The sequence below is a fragment of the Sphingomonas sanguinis genome (genome assembly GCF_019297835.1).
GTDB lineage: Bacteria > Pseudomonadota > Alphaproteobacteria > Sphingomonadales > Sphingomonadaceae > Sphingomonas > Sphingomonas sanguinis_D.
Map to the genome: position 1 here is coordinate 1,718,213 of NZ_CP079203.1, position 14,783 is coordinate 1,732,995.

Consider the following 14,783-nt stretch of genomic DNA (forward strand, 5'->3'; position numbering starts at 1 on the left):
GTTTTCATAGCAGGCGATCCAGCAGATGCAGGATCAGGCCGACGCTGCCGCCCACCAATGTCCCGTTGATGCGGATATATTGCAGGTCGCGGCCGACCGCATTTTCCAGCCGCGAAGTGACGGTGTCGGCATCCCAGCCGCGCACCGTCTCCGACACCAGCTGGACGATGCCGTCGCCATAGTCCGCCGCGATGCCCGCGATCGCGCGGCGGACGAAGCGGTTGATCGTCGCCGCCAGCCGGGGATTGTCCTGCAACGTCTGGCCCAGCTGACGTATCGCATCGCCCAGCCGCCCGGCCGTTACCGCCTGCGGATCGCGCGCCATGCGCAGCAAGGCCTCGCGCGCCTGCTCCCACAAGCCGTCGAGCCAGCGCTGCATCGCCGGATTGGCGATCAACTCGGCCTTCATCGCCTCCACCTTGGCGCGCATGTCGGGATCATATTGCAGGTCCCAGGCGAGGCGATCGAGGCCCTCCTCGATTTTCTGGCGCAGCGGATGGTCGCGATCCTCGGCAACGTCATGGAGCAACTTGTGCAGCCCGTCGATCAGCTTGTCGGCCAGCGTCTCGTCCAGCCCCGTCCAGCGTAGGATTGCGCCCGCCCGCTCATGCACCATGGCGCGCACGATCGCTTCGTTGGCGTCGAGCGCCGACGCGGCCCAGCGCAGCACGGAATCGAGCAAGGGCAGATGCCGCCCCTCGGCGATGCTGGCCTTCAGCAACTGGCCCAGGATCGGCGCGACTTCGGTGGCGCGCAGTCGCGACCCGATCCCCGCCTTGACCATGCCGCCCAGCCGCTGCGGGTCGAAGGCGGTCAGCATCTCGGCAAACAGGCGCGACGCCCCGCGCCGGATGCGCCCGCCCTCCTGCGGCGGCTGCGCCAGCCAGCGCCCGGCCGCGCCCGCGACGTCGAGCCGCACCATGCGGCGTGCTACGACGCGCGGGATCAAGAAATTGGTTCGCAGGAAATTGGCGAGCGTGTCGCCGATCCGGTCCTTGTTGCGCGGCACGATCGCGGTGTGCGGGATCGGCAGGCCAAGCGGATGGCGGAACAGCGCGGTGACGGCAAACCAATCGGCCAGCCCGCCGACCATCGCCGCCTCGGCAAAAGCGCGGACATAGCCCCAAGCGGGATGCACCGGCTGCAGGGCGCGCGACACCAGATACAGCGCCGCCATGCCGACCAACAGCCCCGTGGCCACGACCCGCATCTTCCGCAGGGCGGCTGGAACGGTCTGGCTACCCCCCGATCGCATTGCGAGTTCCATCACCTACGACAATTCGCGAAGGGCGGCTTTGTTCAAGAGGAATCTTTCCCGAGCGTAACGAAAGCGGGGCCAAGGCAATCCTCCCCGGCACGGGGAGGTGGCAGGCCGAAGGCCTGACGGAGGGGGGCTTCCACGCAGGGTGTCCTTTGTGGCGATCCCCCTCCACCATGCTGCGCATGGTTCCCCTCCCCGTACCGGGGAGGATCATTTCACTCCGCCGGGTCGTAGCCCAGCTTGCCCGTCGCGGGCGGCAGCGCGGGGCCACCCGTTGGCCCCTCGATCACCGGCCCGCTGCCCAGCTCGTCGCCGGGCTTGTAGGTCAACAGGCGTCGGCCCAGGCGCGGGCCGATCCAGCGCTCGACACCCACCGCCAGGCTGAACGCGGCCGGGACGATCAGCAGGGTCAGCACCGTCGACAAAGCGAGGCCGCCGATCACCGTCACGCCCATCGGGCTGCGCCACGATCCGTCACCGCCCAGCGACAGCGCGGTCGGGATCATGCCCGCGACCATCGCGACCGTGGTCATCACGATCGGCTGGGCGCGCTTGTGGCCCGCATCCAGCACCGCCTCATGGATCGGCACGCCCTTGGCGATCTCCTCCAGTGCGAAGTCGATCAGCAGGATCGAGTTCTTGGCGACGATGCCGAGCAGCATCAGCAACCCGATATAGACCGGCAGCGACAGCGGATTGCCGCTGAAATACAGCGCCAGCAACCCGCCCAGCGGTGCGAGCAACAGGGAGGCCATGTTGACGAAGGGCGGCAGGAAGCGGCGATAGAGCAGCACCAGCACCGCGAAGACCAGGAACACCGCCGAGATGATGGCGGTGAAGAAGTTGGCCATCATCTCCGCCTGCATCTTGGCTTGGCCCAACACCATCTCGCCGACCCCCATGGGCATGTTCTTCATGATCGGCAGGTCGTGGACCTTCTTCATCGCGTCGCCGCTGATCAGGCCCTTGGCGAGATCCGCGCCGACCGTCACCTGACGCCGCTGGTTCACGCGGTCGATCTGGGTCGGCCCTGCGCCCAGGCCGATATCGGCGACGACGCTCAAGGGCACCGAGCCGCCGGTCTGGGTCTGCACCGGCAGGTTCTGGATAGTCGACAGGCGCGCGCGAGCATTCTGGTCCAGCGCGACGCGGATCGGCACCTGACGATCGGACAGCGAGAAGCGGGCCGAATTCTGGTCGATATCGCCCAGCGTCGCGATACGGATCGCGCTCGACAGCGCCTGCGTCGTCACGCCCAGATTGGCCGCGAGGTCGAGGCGTGGGCGAATGACGATTTCCGGCCGGTCGACATTGCCGACGATGCGCGGCGCGACGAGGCCGGGGATGGTCCCCATCTGCTCGACGATCTTGTTCGCCGTATCGCGCAGCACCGCAGGATCGTCGCCGCCCAGCGTGATGGTCAGATCGCGCCCGCTCGAGCCCCAGCCGAATTGCGACTGGAACGACACGCGCGCATCGGGGATCGCGGCCAGTTCGGGCGCCAGCGAACGTTCGAAGTCGGTGCTCTTCATCGAGCGATCCTCCTTCAACGTCGCAACCACGCGGCCATTGCCGACATTGGTGCGGGCATAGACCGACTCCACGTCGGGCTGCTTGCTCAGGAACGCCGCCACCTTCTTCACCACCGCATCGGTCTGGGCCAGAGTGGTGCCAGGAACCATGTCGATCTTGGCGACCGCCCGGTCATTGTCCTGCGGCGGCTGGAAGGTCTTGGGGATGATGGCGAACATCGCGATGGTCAGCATGAAGGCGCCGACGCCGATGCCGATGACCCACAGGCGATGGTCGCGGAACCGACCAAGCACGCGCCGGATGCCCCTGCGCCGCAAGCCGTCGGTCGGCCGGTCATAGCGCAGCGACCAGCGCAGCGTCGCCATATAGGCGTCCATCAACTTGCCTTCGCCGTGGCTGGCGTGACCGGCCGACTTCAGGAAATAGGCCGCGATCATCGGCGTGATCATGCGCGCCACCGCCAGGCTCATCAGGACCGAGACGACGACGGTCAGGCCGAAATTCTTGAAATACTGACCCGGTACGCCGGGCATCAGCGCGACGGGCAGGAACACTGCGACGATCGCCATGGTCGTCGCCAGCACCGCCAGACCGATCTCGTCCGCCGCGTCGATCGACGCCTGATAGGCGGATTTGCCCATGCGCATGTGGCGCACGATATTCTCGATCTCCACGATCGCATCGTCGACCAGCACACCCGCCACCAGGCTGAGCGCGAGCAGCGTCATCTGGTTCAGCGTGAAGCCCAGCAGGTCCATGAACCAGAAGGCCGGGATCGCCGACAGCGGGATGGCCAGCGCCGAGATGACGGTCGCCCGCCAGTCGCGCAAAAACAGGAAGACGACGATGACGGCCAGCACCGCGCCCTCGATCATCGCGTGGATGGCGCTTTCATATTGCGCCTCGGTATATTTCACGCTGTTCGAGCGGAGGACGAACTTGACCTCCGGGTTGCGCTTTTCCAGCGCCTTCAGCTTCTCGACCGCGCCATTATAGACGCTGACGTCCGACGCACCCTTGGCGCGCTGGAAGTCGAAGCTGATGACCTGCCGCCCGTCGACCGCCGCCTGCGAGCGTTGCTCGGCATAGAGGTCGCGGACGGTGGCGATGTCGGCCAGCCGCACGGTACGGCCACCGCGCACGTTGATCTGGGTCTGGCCCAGATCATAGGCGTTGCGCGCATTGCCCAGCACGCGGACCGCCTGTTCGGTGCCTGCAATCTCGGCGCGGCCACCGGCGGCGTTCAGGTTGGTCATGCGCAGCTGCGCGTTGACCTCGCTGGCGGTCAGCCCCTGCGCCTGGAGCTTCAGCGGATCGAGGATGACGCGGATTTCGCGCGTCACGCCGCCGTTGCGGATGACCTTGGACAGGCCGGGAACCGACAACAGCTCCTTGGTGACGTTGTTGTCGATATACCAGCTGAGCTGTTCGGGCGTCATGTTGGACGCGACCGCCGAATAGCTGGCGAGGTCGTTGTCGGTCGAGTCGACGCGGATCACCTGCGGCTCGAGAATGCCGTCGGGCAGCATCGAGCGGATCTGGGTGATCGCATCGCGCGCATCGCTGACCGCGCGGTCGATCGGCGTGCCGATGTCGAGCTGGACCAGCGTCTGCGACTGCCCCTCGGTCACGGTCGAGGTGATCTGGTCGACGCCCTGGAGGTTCCTGAGCGCCGCCTCGACCCGCTGGGTGACCTGCGTCTCCAGCTCGGTCGGTGCCGCACCCGGCTGGCTGACGACGACGACGACGATCGGGAAATCGATATCGGGGTCGTTGTTGACGTCCATCCGCATGAAGCTGACGATCCCCGCCAGCGTCAGCGCGACGAACAGGACGATCGGTGGAACGGGGTTCCGGATCGCCCATGCCGAGATGTTGCGGAAACTCATGTTACTTGGCCTCCTGGCCGCCAAGGATCGGGCGGACCAGCTGCCCGGCCGCCAGGAAGCCACCCGCCGACCGCACCACCCGCTCGTCACCCTTCAGACCCGAGGCGATGGTCACGCCATCGTCCGACACCTGACCGATCTTGACGTCACGGCGCGCGACCTTGTTGTCGGCTCCGACGATATACACGAAACTGCCCTTGTCGTCGCTCTGGATCGCCGAGTCCGGCAGGACCGGGGCATGGCCCGCACCGCCGCGGATCGTCGCCGCGGCGAAACCGCCGGGACGCAGCGCCGGGTCATAGGACAAAGCGACGCGCGCGACACCCTGACGCGTCTGCGGGTCGATGACGGGCGAGACCTGCCATACTTCGCCCTTGAAGCTCTTGTCGCCGCCGACCGGGGTCACGGTCGCGGGCGCGCCGACCGACAGGCCGACCAGATCGGCTTCGGCCAGCTGCGCGCGCAGCTCCATCTGCCCGCCCATCGCCATGCGGAAAAGCACACCCGAGCCCGAGCTGACGATCTGGCCTGGCTCGGCGGCGCGGGTCAGGATCAGACCCTCGGCGGGCGCGCGGATGTCGAGACGGCCGTTGCGCGCGAGCGCTTCCTTATAGGATGCCTGTGCCTGACGGACGCGGGCGGCGGCGGCGTCGCGGGTCGCGGCACGACGCTGGAGGTCCGCCTTGGAAATGAAGCCGCGATCGACGAGCTGCTGCGCACGGTCGAGTTCGGCCTGCGCGATCTGTTGGTCGGACCGGGCGACCGCGATCTGCGCGTCGAGTGCCGAGGCGGTCTGGGTCTGGACCGAGCGGTCGACCGTCGCCAGCACCTGTCCGGCGCGGACCCACTGGCCCGGCTCTACCAGGACGCGGGTGATCATACCCCCCTCGCCCGCGACGCCGACAGGCATTTCACGGCGTGCGGCCAGCGTGCCGGTGGCCGAGATCACGCGGCTGACCGCCTGCTGGCCGGGGACGACGACGGTGATGTTGGGCACCTGCGTTCCCGCGCCCGCCCCCGCGGCCGCCTCGTGCTTCTTGGGCGCGAACAGCAACCAGCCCGCCAGCACCAGCACGACTACCGCCGCGACGATCCAGACCCAGCGCCTGCGCGGTGCGGACACCGGCCCCTCCAGCTTTACCTGCTGGCCGCCACCGATCGCCCCCGTCTCGTAATTCATGTTCGTCATCGATCCCCGAACCGCATCCATCGTGCGCACATTGCCATGCAGGATGCGCCCATCGCCGCTGTGTTATAGAAATATAGCACACCGCTCAAGTGTCTTTTGTTAAGCGGGAATTGCGGCGGCTCCAAGATCGTTGCGATGCGTTCATGATCCGTTTTGCCGCGAGGCTTCAAAGCCTTGCCCCATCATCACAAAGGGAGATGTCGATGAACAAGATACTGCTCATGGCCGCACTGGCCCCCGCCGCACTGGCGCCGGTGACGGCGTTCGCCCAGACCGCGCCCGCCACCACGGTTGAGCCGCTGGTGCCCGCCGCCGGGGCGGTGCTGGACGTGTCGGCCGAGGGGCGCACGACGCGCGTGCCCGACCTGGCGACGATTCGGGCGGGCGTGGTCAGCCAGGGCGCGACCGCTGCCGCCGCGCTGTCGGACAATGCGCAGCGCATGGCGCGGGTGCTCGCCGCCGTGAAGCGCGCCGGGATCGCCGACCGCGACATCCAGACCGCGACCGTGCAGCTCCAGCCGCAATATCGCTATGGCGAGAATGTCCCGCCGGCGATCACCGGCTATCAGGCGACCAACACGATCAGTGTCCGTTTCCGCGATGTCGCTAAGTCGGGCAGCGTGCTCGACGCGCTGGTCGCACAGGGGGCCAACCAGATCGACGGCCCCAACCTCTCCATCGACAAGCCCGATGCCGCGCTGGACGAAGCGCGCACCGACGCGATCCAGCGCGCACGGGCGCGGGCCGAGCTTTATGCCAAGGCGGCGGGTTTGCGGGTCGCGCGGATCGTGTCGATCACCGAGAATGGCGCGGATGCGGGTGGCCCCCAGCCACCGATGATGCTCCGCGTGCAGGCGATGCGCTCCGACGCGATGGAAAAGACCAGCATTGCGCCGGGCGAGCGCGACGTGACCGTCAACGTCTCGGTCCGTTTCCTGCTGAACTGAACGTCACCGCCCCCATCGCCGATCGACATGGGGGCGGCTTTTTCGGCGGGACGACGACGCCCACACCATACCCGAAACACGAACGCACGAAAAAGGGCCGCCCGGTCATCCCGGACGGCCCTTTCGTCTCAACGAGCAAGTGCGTCGATTAACGCACCCGACCGCGACGAACCAGGTTCACGATCGCGAGGAGGACGACAGCGCCCAGCAGCGAAACGAGGAACGAGGTCAGCGTCAGACCGGCATTGTTGATCGAACCGCCTGCGAAGATCAGGCCGCCGATGAACGCGCCGACGACACCGACGACGATGTTCAGGAAGATGCCCTGCTGGGCATCGGTACGCATGATGATGCTGGCCAGCCAGCCAATGACACCACCGACGATAAGCCACAGGATAATACCCATTGTCTTTCCCTCCGTTGGGCCCGCGAGCGGGACACGGGGAAAAGACGTGCGAATGTGGCTATTGTTCCGTGACCGTACCGGCAATTCGACGAAGCGTTTTCAGAATGTCAACAATGCGATCGTTTTTATACGAAGGGCTATGGGGCCTCAGTATTTCTGCTGGCGCTCGTAGAGCGAGCGATAATGCTGGATGCGGGTGACGCGCAGGCCCGGCATCCCCGAACGGTCGATCGCACGCTGCCACCCCGCGAATTCCTCCACGGTCAGGCCATAGCGCAGGCAGACCTCGTCGACCGAAAGCAGCCCGCCATTGACGGCCGCAACCACCTCCGCCTTGCGACGGACGACCCAGCGCGTCGTGCTGGGCGGCGGCAGGGTTTCGAGCGTCAGCGGTTCGCCGAGCGGCCCGATTACCTTGGCAGGGCGGATCTTCTGGTTCTCGATCATCATCAAACCTCGTCGGGGCTCCCTACCCCATGTCGTCTGTAGGGCCGCTCTACCATGTGCCCTTGAACATCGCCTAAAATCGAAAGGTTAACGGATCATTCATTCCTGCTCCACGCCATCAGCGCCCGCGCCATCGGCCCGTTGAACGCCCCGTCCAGCGGGGCGAACAGCATCGGATCGGGCGAGACACGGGCAAAACCGGCCTGAACCACCGCGGTCGGACTGGCCGCCTGCCGCGCGGTCGCACCGACCATCAGCACGGCCAGGTCCGGCGGCAGCACCGTCAGTTCGGTATCCCGATCGAAACGGTTGAAACTCAGATCCAAAAGCGCGGTCCAATCCCGGTGGGTGAGCGACCTTCTTATCGGCGGGATATGAAAGCCGGGTAAAGGCCGGAAAGCATTCTGGCTTTTTTAACCGAGCCATGCGGCTTTCCGCCTCTCATGCGCCGACGAAGACACGGCAATTTCCGCCTTTTTGCAAGACGCCCGCGAAAGGCGTATGGAGGTCGGCATGGAGCAGATGGTGGATTTTCAGCTTGGGGGCGATCCCCGAGCCAAGCGGATCGTGGTCGCGATGTCGGGCGGCGTCGACAGCTCGGTCGTGGCCGCGCTTGCCCATGCCACGGGGGCCGAGACGATCGGCGTCACCCTGCAACTCTATGACCATGGCGAGGCGGTGGGCCGCGCGGGCGCGTGCTGCGCGGGCCGCGACATCCGCGACGCGCGCGCCGTGTGCGATCGCCTCGGCATCGCGCATTACGTCTTCGACCATGAGGACAGTTTCCGGACGCAGGTGGTCGATCGCTTCGCCGATGAATATCTGGCCGGACGCACCCCAATCCCCTGCGTCCAGTGCAATATGGGGCCGAAATTCACCGATTTGCTTAAGCTCGCGCGCGACCTGGGCGCCGACTGTCTGGCGACGGGCCATTATGTCCGTCGGGTCGAGGGCATGAACGGCGCGGAGCTGCATCGCGGTGCCGATCCGGCACGCGACCAGAGCTATTTCCTGTTCGCCACCACGCAGGGCCAGCTCGACTTCCTCCGCTTCCCGCTCGGCGCGCTGCCGAAGTCGCGGGTGCGCGAGATCGCGGCCGAACTGGGTCTGGGCGTTGCGGCCAAGCCCGACAGCCAGGACATCTGCTTCGTCCCCGATGGCGACTATGCGGGCCTCGTCAAAAAATTGCGTCCGGAAGCGGATACGCGCGGCGATATCGTCGATCTGTCGGGCGAGAAGCTCGGCGAGCATCGCGGCCTGATCCATTATACGGTCGGTCAGCGGCGCGGGCTGGAGATCGGCGGCAGCCCGGAGCCGCTCTATGTCGTGCGGCTGGAGCCAGACACCAAACGCGTCGTCGTCGGCCCGCGCATCGCACTGGCGGTGGAGGCGGCGCGGCTGACGGGCATGAACATCCTCGGCCCGCTGGACGGCCCGCTCTTCGCCAAGGTGCGCTCGATGGCCAAGCCGGTGCCTGCCCGCATGGTCGGCGACCGGCTGGTCTTCGATGCGCCCGAATATGGCGTGTCGCCCGGCCAGGCGGCGGTGCTCTATGACGGCGACCGGGTGCTGGGCGGCGGCTGGATCGCCGAGACCGAGGCGGCACGCATCGCCGCCTGAGGCGTTGATCCGGGCATGACCGCCCTGACCATCGAAGAGCTGCGCCGCCAGATGGAAGCCGCCGCCGAACGCCTCGACTTCGAGGAGGCGCGGGCTTTACGCGACCGCATCAACCTGATGCGCGGCGGCGCGGAGGACGCGGGCGTCGACACCAGCGGCCTGACCCGCCAGCAACCGGGCGCCATGGGCCTGGGCACCAGCCAGTCGCGCCCCGAACGCCCCGAAGGCTGGGTGCCGCCGAAGAAGCCCGATCCGATGACCAAGGGGCGTGGGCGGCGGCAGGGTTAGGGCTTCCCATCAGCCATAACTACTACCCGAACACCGAAAACATCGGCACATGCTCGCGCCGATATTCCCGATCAAAGGCCGTTTCAGGATTTACGCACCACATTTGTGGCGCGCAGCTCGGCATATTCATAGTCCAAATCGGCGGCCAATGCCTCTCGCGCCGTATGGATCAAATCCTGTCCCGTATAATTGGCCGGCAGCAAGACAACGGCGTGTGCCTTGTCGCCCTTTCCATCAGTGATCGGCGATACGGGCAGCGCCGGCGTACGCGATTGCTGGAGCTTGGCGAAACGGCGAACGCCGTCTACCGGACCCGACACCGTCAGCCTCCGGCTTGTAACGCTCGTTGAAGCCAAGACTTTTTCGTCGCGGTTACAACCGGCCAGGCCAAATGCTACCAAACACAGTGACATTATAATGACTTGGCGCATATAGCTTCCCCAGCAAATCAACTACTCGCAGTATGACGAAACACCTTCGAAACGACAATAGAGAACCTGCTTAAAACAAACCTCTATTATCAATTATTTAAATTGCCGACGATATCCGGCGTACTAGCACATCGTTTGTCCTACAGCACCGTCCCCGCCAAGTATCCGATCACCGCCACCTTGGCGAGCGCGCCCCATATCCACATACGTACACCGCCGCGCCGCTTGCTCGCCCCGCCCGTGCGTGTGACAGATGGCGGTCAGTTCCGCTTCGTCGGCGACCGGATCGGCGGTGAGTTCGTCGCGTTCGTGTGCCACGTCCGCCACCTCCAGATCAGTCTGCGAACGGACCGCAATATGTTCGCCCGCCGCCATCGAAAAGGCACCCGCGACCAACCCTGCCAGTCCGGCGATCAGGATGCCGGACGATCCGCGCCGCTGGCTGTGACGCCGACCACCAGGTTCGCGGTCGACAACAGACCGTCATTGGCGCCCTGCACTGCCGCGCGCAGCCAGCCCGTGTGGCCGATCAGGTGGCAGTCGCGATGAAACCCCTCACCCCCGCACCGCGAACGCCCCGCGATATTCCAGCTTCACCGCCCCGATGACCGCCCGCGTTACCGGCAGCGTCACCTCATACGCCCCCTCGGCGTAGGAGCCCGCGACATAGGGATCGGCGATCAGCCCGATCCGGTCGATCGCGCGGCCATTGGTCGAACCGAGCAGCAATGTCAGGTCCTTGACCGGCGGACAGGCGTTCATCGACGATACCTCGCCCTGATTGCGCTTCAACTGCTCGGCCTTGAGCCTGGCGCAATAGTCGGTGCGGATCGCCGTCTGGAGCGCGGGCAGCGACGTGAACACCGCCTTGGGGTCCAGCCGCCGCCCCGCCGCCTTGTCCCATACCAGCCCATAGGAAGCAGGCGAGCCGTGCGCGCCGCCGGTGAAGTTATAGCTGTTACCCGACAGGCTCAGGAAGCGCGGCGTGTCGGTGACGACCTTCCATGTCTTGTCGAAGGAATAGCGGTTATAGGGAAAGCCCGATTGCCGGGCATCGCGACGTGCGGCGGCACCGTCGTGCGCGGTCTTCGCCTGGATGCGTCCGCGCTCGGCATCGAGCCATGACTTCAGTCCCGCGATGCGCCCAGCGGCGGCGGGATAGGCGTAGCTGAATTCATAGTCGGCAGTCTTCGCCTCGCGCGTCACGACCTGCGCCATCGCCGGACCGGCAGCACCGAGCAAAGCCAGTGCGATCATCACCTTACACATCATCCGTCTCCCCTCGACGCCGCCAATCTGGATCAGACGGGCTGTACGGACGATGACTGGCGGAGTTCCGCTTGCCCGACCGTCGATGCGAACATATATCGAACACATGGCGCAACTCGATACCCGTGAGAAGCTGGCGATCCTGGCGGATGCCGCCAAATATGACGCTTCCTGCGCGTCGTCGGGCACGTCGAAACGTAACAGCCGCGACGGCAAGGGGATCGGCTCGACCGAGGGCATGGGAATCTGCCACGCCTATGCACCCGATGGCCGCTGTATCTCGCTGTTGAAGATCCTGCTGACCAACAGCTGCATCTTCGACTGCCATTACTGCATCAATCGCAAGTCCTCGAACGTCCGCCGCGCGCGCTTCACCGCGCAGGAGGTGGTGAACCTGACGCTGGCCTTCTATCGGCGCAATTATATCGAGGGGCTGTTCCTTTCTTCGGGCATCATCAAGTCGTCCAACTATACGATGGAGCAGATCGTCGAGGTCGCGCGGTCCCTGCGCGAGGATCATGGCTTTCGCGGCTATATCCATCTGAAGACGATCCCCGATGCCGATCCCGAGCTGGTGCGGCTGGCCGGGGTGCATGCCGACCGCGTGTCGATCAATGTCGAGCTACCCACGGAGGGCGGTCTCCGCCGCCTCGCGCCCGAAAAGGATGCGGGCCGGATCGAAGGCGCGATGGCTGATGTGAAGACCGCGATCGAGGATCGCACCGATGCGGCGAAGAAGTACAAGTCCGCGCCCGGCTTCGCGCCCGCCGGCCAGTCGACCCAGATGATCGTCGGCGCGGATGCCGCGACCGACCGCGATATCGTCGGTCGTGCCGCAACCCTGTACGACCGCTTCCGCCTGCGTCGCGTCTATTATTCGGCGTTCAGCCCGATCCCCGACGCCTCGGCCGTGCTGCCGCTGCAACGGCCACCGCTGATGCGCGAGCATCGGCTGTATCAGTCCGACTGGCTGATGCGCTTCTACGACTATCGCCCCAATGAAGTGGCGGCGGCCGCGGACGAAGCGACGGGGATGCTGCCGCTCGACATCGATCCCAAGCTCGCCTGGGCTTTGAAATTCCGCCAGAATTTTCCGGTCGATGTGAACCGCGCCCCGCGTGAAATGCTGTTGCGCGTTCCCGGCCTGGGCGTGAAGGCGGTGGACCGGATCATCGCCACCCGCAAATGGCGCAAGCTGAGGCTGGAGGATGTCGGGCGGCTGACCGTCTCGATCACCAAGCTGCGCCCCTTCCTGATCGCGGAGGACTGGCGCCCGGTGGCGCTGGCCGAGCGGGCGGACCTGAAACCGTTGATCAAGCCTAGCGCCAAGCAGCTTGAGCTGTTCGGCTGAGTACACTTGATTCCATGAGAGTGATTCGCGGGTGAAACGCGCGTCATCTTGCGCCGTTGGGCCATGCGAAGGAGACGATCATGGCCACCGCCGAAATCTATGCCGATCTGAAGCGCGACCACGACAAGCAGCGCGAGATGCTGAAGGAACTCGCCGAGCTGAAGGGCGACGGCGCCAAGCGCAAGAAGCTGTTCGAAGCGTTCCGTATCGAGATTCAAAGCCATGCCGCCGCCGAGGAAGAGTCGCTCTACGCCACCATGCTGGGCGAGCCCGAGCTGCGCGACGATGCGCGCCACTCGGTGTCCGAGCATAAGGAGATCGACGATCTATTGGGCGAAATGATGGACCTCGACTTCGCGTCGGACGAGTGGGAGTCCAAATTCTTCCATATGCGCCATCGCTACGAGCATCATATCGACGAGGAAGAGGAAGAGATGTTCCCCGCCGCCGAGAAGGAACTCGACGACGCCACCGAGCAGAAGCTGGCGGAGATTTACGAAGAGCGCAAACCCATCGAAGCGAAGGAAGCCAAGGCCAACCCGCCCGGTGCGGACGAGCGCGATTGATTTTGAGCGCTACATTCCTCCCCTTACAGGGGAGGTGGCAGGCCGAAGGCCTGACGGAGGGGTGTAACCGGTCGCGAGCGAAGCCTGCCCTCGCAGCCGGGGATACCCCTCCACCAGCTTCGCTGGTCCCCCTCCCCTTGCAGGGGAGGAACGTCGCGAACCCATGCGCATCATAACCCTGCCCGCCCCCGACGATTTCGACGCGTGGCGCGACGCCGCACGCGGGCTGATCGCCGACAGCGTCCCACCCGATCAGGTCGTGTGGCAGGTCGGCGACCAGCCCGCCGACCTGTTCGGTGCGGTCGGCGACGACACGCCGACCACCGCCACCCCCCGCTTCAACGTCTCCCGCGCGTTCATCGACCTCGCGCGCAGCGTCATCCTGTCCAACGGCCCGGAGCGGTTCGCGCTACTCCACACCGCGCTCGACCGATTGCGCGCGCAGCCGCGGCTGATCGAGGATCAGGCCGACCCGCTGATCCGCCGCCTCGACCGGCTGGCCAAGGCCGTGCGGCGCGACATTCACAAGATGCGCGCGTTCCTGCGCTTTCGCGAGACCGAGGATGACGACGGCCCGCGCTATGTCGCCTGGTTCGAGCCCGAGCATCATATCGTGCGCGCCAATGCGGCGTTCTTCGTCAACCGCTTCACCACGATGCGCTGGTCGATCCTGACGCCCGAGGTGTCGCTCCACTGGGACGGCAAGACGCTCACCGAAGGTCCCGGCGCGAGCAGGGCCGACGCGCCCGAGGGCGATCCGACCGAGGCGGTGTGGAAGACCTATTATGCCAGCATCTTCAATCCCGCCCGCGTGAAGATCGGCGCGATGCTCAAGGAGATGCCGCGCAAATACTGGAAAAACATGCCGGAAACCGCGTTGGTCTCCGAATTGATCGCGGGCGCGCAGGCGCGGGAGACGGGTATGATCGCAACGGCCAAGACGGATGTGCGGACCGGGCGCGGCGGCAATGCGCAGGCTGCGTGGGCGGCGCTCAGGGACGAGGCGATGACCTGCACCCGCTGTCCGCTCTACGCTCCCGCGACCCAGACGGTATTCGGCGAAGGCCCGGTCGACGCGCCCCTGATGTTCGTCGGCGAACAGCCCGGCGACCAGGAGGATCTGGCGGGCCATCCCTTTGTCGGCCCCGCCGGACAGGTGTTCGACCGCGCGGTGGCGGAAGCCGGGATCGACCGGGCGACGGCCTATGTCACCAACGCGGTCAAGCATTTCAAGTTCGAGCCGCGCGGCAAGCGCCGCATCCACAGCTCGCCCAATGCTGGCGAAATCCAGGCCTGTCGCTGGTGGGTCGAACAGGAACGCCTGCTGATCCAGCCTCGGGTGACGGTCGCGCTGGGGGCGACGGCAGCGCGGTCGCTGTTCGGCAAGGTCATGACGATCGGCCGCGAACGCGGCAAGGCTCTGACGCTGCCCGATGGCGGCATGGCCTTCATCACGGTGCATCCGAGCTATCTGCTCCGCCTGCCCGATCCGGCGGCAAAGGAGGTCGAATATGCGCGGTTCGTCGAGGATCTGAAGCTGGCGGCGCAGGCAGTCAGTTAAGTTGGGCCGACCCGCCGCCCGTGTC

At 65.9% G+C, this 14,783-nt stretch carries 15 protein-coding genes; 6 read left to right on the forward strand and 9 right to left on the reverse strand.

Features of this window, described 5'->3' with window-relative positions; all coding sequences use genetic code 11:
* Positions 1-4: 4 nt before the first annotated feature.
* The 3 genes from KV697_RS07935 to KV697_RS07945 form a co-directional block, all read right to left on the reverse strand.
* Positions 5-1,210 carry a DUF445 domain-containing protein gene (locus tag KV697_RS07935; protein ID WP_219020827.1) on the reverse strand — a complete coding sequence of 402 codons (1,206 nt, stop codon included), beginning with the start codon at positions 1,208-1,210 and terminating at the stop codon, positions 5-7.
* Positions 1,211-1,476: 266 nt separating this feature from the next.
* Positions 1,477-4,683, reverse strand: coding sequence for an efflux RND transporter permease subunit (locus tag KV697_RS07940; protein WP_219020828.1), 3,207 nt, complete (start codon positions 4,681-4,683; stop codon positions 1,477-1,479).
* A 1-nt stretch (position 4,684) separates the two neighbouring features.
* A complete protein-coding gene (locus KV697_RS07945) occupies positions 4,685-5,863 on the reverse strand; it encodes an efflux RND transporter periplasmic adaptor subunit (RefSeq protein ID WP_219021299.1) in 1,179 nt (392 codons plus the stop codon).
* Positions 5,864-6,069: 206 nt separating this feature from the next.
* Between KV697_RS07945 and KV697_RS07950 the strand changes: the two genes are divergently transcribed.
* The gene (locus tag KV697_RS07950; protein ID WP_219020829.1) at positions 6,070-6,819 is read left to right on the forward strand and encodes an SIMPL domain-containing protein; all 750 of its coding nucleotides are present in this window, start codon (positions 6,070-6,072) and stop codon (positions 6,817-6,819) included.
* A 148-nt stretch (positions 6,820-6,967) separates the two neighbouring features.
* Here KV697_RS07950 and KV697_RS07955 read toward each other — a convergent pair whose 3' ends face one another.
* The 3 genes from KV697_RS07955 to KV697_RS07965 all read right to left on the reverse strand — a co-directional run bounded on the left by KV697_RS07955 (position 6,968) and on the right by KV697_RS07965 (position 7,998).
* Positions 6,968-7,225: a GlsB/YeaQ/YmgE family stress response membrane protein gene (locus KV697_RS07955; protein ID WP_042483991.1), complete on the reverse strand. Its 258-nt coding sequence runs from the start codon at positions 7,223-7,225 to the stop codon at positions 6,968-6,970.
* A 147-nt stretch (positions 7,226-7,372) separates the two neighbouring features.
* A complete protein-coding gene (gene sciP / locus KV697_RS07960) occupies positions 7,373-7,672 on the reverse strand; it encodes a CtrA inhibitor SciP (protein WP_219021300.1) in 300 nt (99 codons plus the stop codon).
* A gap of 95 nt (positions 7,673-7,767) precedes the next feature.
* Entirely contained in the window at positions 7,768-7,998 is a 231-nt protein-coding gene (locus tag KV697_RS07965; RefSeq protein WP_219020830.1) for a hypothetical protein, read from the reverse strand.
* A gap of 187 nt (positions 7,999-8,185) precedes the next feature.
* Between KV697_RS07965 and mnmA the strand changes: the two genes are divergently transcribed.
* Both mnmA and KV697_RS07975 read left to right on the forward strand, forming a co-directional pair.
* Positions 8,186-9,292 (forward strand): tRNA 2-thiouridine(34) synthase MnmA, encoded by a 1,107-nt coding sequence (gene mnmA / locus KV697_RS07970; RefSeq protein WP_374011398.1) that lies wholly within the window; start codon positions 8,186-8,188, stop codon positions 9,290-9,292.
* A gap of 15 nt (positions 9,293-9,307) precedes the next feature.
* The gene (locus KV697_RS07975) at positions 9,308-9,580 is read left to right on the forward strand and encodes a UvrB/UvrC motif-containing protein (RefSeq protein WP_219020831.1); all 273 of its coding nucleotides are present in this window, start codon (positions 9,308-9,310) and stop codon (positions 9,578-9,580) included.
* 83 nt (positions 9,581-9,663) lie between these two features.
* On the opposite strand, the gene KV697_RS07980 is transcribed toward KV697_RS07975, so the two are convergent.
* The 3 genes from KV697_RS07980 to KV697_RS07990 form a co-directional block, all read right to left on the reverse strand.
* A complete protein-coding gene (locus KV697_RS07980; protein ID WP_219020832.1) occupies positions 9,664-10,011 on the reverse strand; it encodes a hypothetical protein in 348 nt (115 codons plus the stop codon).
* A gap of 123 nt (positions 10,012-10,134) precedes the next feature.
* Positions 10,135-10,386 carry a VIT1/CCC1 transporter family protein gene (locus tag KV697_RS20300; protein ID WP_374011399.1) on the reverse strand — a complete coding sequence of 84 codons (252 nt, stop codon included), beginning with the start codon at positions 10,384-10,386 and terminating at the stop codon, positions 10,135-10,137.
* 180 nt (positions 10,387-10,566) lie between these two features.
* Positions 10,567-11,280, reverse strand: a complete 714-nt coding sequence (locus tag KV697_RS07990) for a DUF4163 domain-containing protein (RefSeq protein ID WP_257575721.1) — start codon at positions 11,278-11,280, stop codon at positions 10,567-10,569.
* A 106-nt stretch (positions 11,281-11,386) separates the two neighbouring features.
* Between KV697_RS07990 and KV697_RS07995 the strand changes: the two genes are divergently transcribed.
* From KV697_RS07995 to KV697_RS08005, 3 genes are all read left to right on the forward strand, one after another.
* Positions 11,387-12,631 carry a putative DNA modification/repair radical SAM protein gene (locus KV697_RS07995; RefSeq protein WP_219020833.1) on the forward strand — a complete coding sequence of 415 codons (1,245 nt, stop codon included), beginning with the start codon at positions 11,387-11,389 and terminating at the stop codon, positions 12,629-12,631.
* 80 nt (positions 12,632-12,711) lie between these two features.
* Entirely contained in the window at positions 12,712-13,197 is a 486-nt protein-coding gene (locus KV697_RS08000; RefSeq protein WP_219020834.1) for a hemerythrin domain-containing protein, read from the forward strand.
* A 163-nt stretch (positions 13,198-13,360) separates the two neighbouring features.
* Positions 13,361-14,758, forward strand: coding sequence for a UdgX family uracil-DNA binding protein (locus KV697_RS08005; protein ID WP_219020835.1), 1,398 nt, complete (start codon positions 13,361-13,363; stop codon positions 14,756-14,758).
* The last annotated feature ends 25 nt before the right edge of the window (positions 14,759-14,783 follow it).

Coding starts and splice junctions, on each gene's coding strand:
- KV697_RS07935 (WP_219020827.1), bottom strand. CDS start 1,210: ATGCGGGTCGTGGCCACGGGGCTGTTGGTCGGCATGGCGGCGCTGTAT.
- KV697_RS07940 (WP_219020828.1), bottom strand. CDS start 4,683: ATGAGTTTCCGCAACATCTCGGCATGGGCGATCCGGAACCCCGTTCCA.
- KV697_RS07945 (WP_219021299.1), bottom strand. CDS start 5,863: ATGAATTACGAGACGGGGGCGATCGGTGGCGGCCAGCAGGTAAAGCTG.
- KV697_RS07950 (WP_219020829.1), top strand. CDS start 6,070: ATGTCGATGAACAAGATACTGCTCATGGCCGCACTGGCCCCCGCCGCA.
- KV697_RS07955 (WP_042483991.1), bottom strand. CDS start 7,225: ATGGGTATTATCCTGTGGCTTATCGTCGGTGGTGTCATTGGCTGGCTG.
- sciP (WP_219021300.1), bottom strand. CDS start 7,672: ATGATCGAGAACCAGAAGATCCGCCCTGCCAAGGTAATCGGGCCGCTC.
- mnmA (WP_374011398.1), top strand. CDS start 8,186: ATGGAGCAGATGGTGGATTTTCAGCTTGGGGGCGATCCCCGAGCCAAG.
- KV697_RS07975 (WP_219020831.1), top strand. CDS start 9,308: ATGACCGCCCTGACCATCGAAGAGCTGCGCCGCCAGATGGAAGCCGCC.
- KV697_RS07980 (WP_219020832.1), bottom strand. CDS start 10,011: ATGCGCCAAGTCATTATAATGTCACTGTGTTTGGTAGCATTTGGCCTG.
- KV697_RS20300 (WP_374011399.1), bottom strand. CDS start 10,386: ATGGCGGCGGGCGAACATATTGCGGTCCGTTCGCAGACTGATCTGGAG.
- KV697_RS07990 (WP_257575721.1), bottom strand. CDS start 11,280: ATGTGTAAGGTGATGATCGCACTGGCTTTGCTCGGTGCTGCCGGTCCG.
- KV697_RS07995 (WP_219020833.1), top strand. CDS start 11,387: ATGGCGCAACTCGATACCCGTGAGAAGCTGGCGATCCTGGCGGATGCC.
- KV697_RS08000 (WP_219020834.1), top strand. CDS start 12,712: ATGGCCACCGCCGAAATCTATGCCGATCTGAAGCGCGACCACGACAAG.
- KV697_RS08005 (WP_219020835.1), top strand. CDS start 13,361: ATGCGCATCATAACCCTGCCCGCCCCCGACGATTTCGACGCGTGGCGC.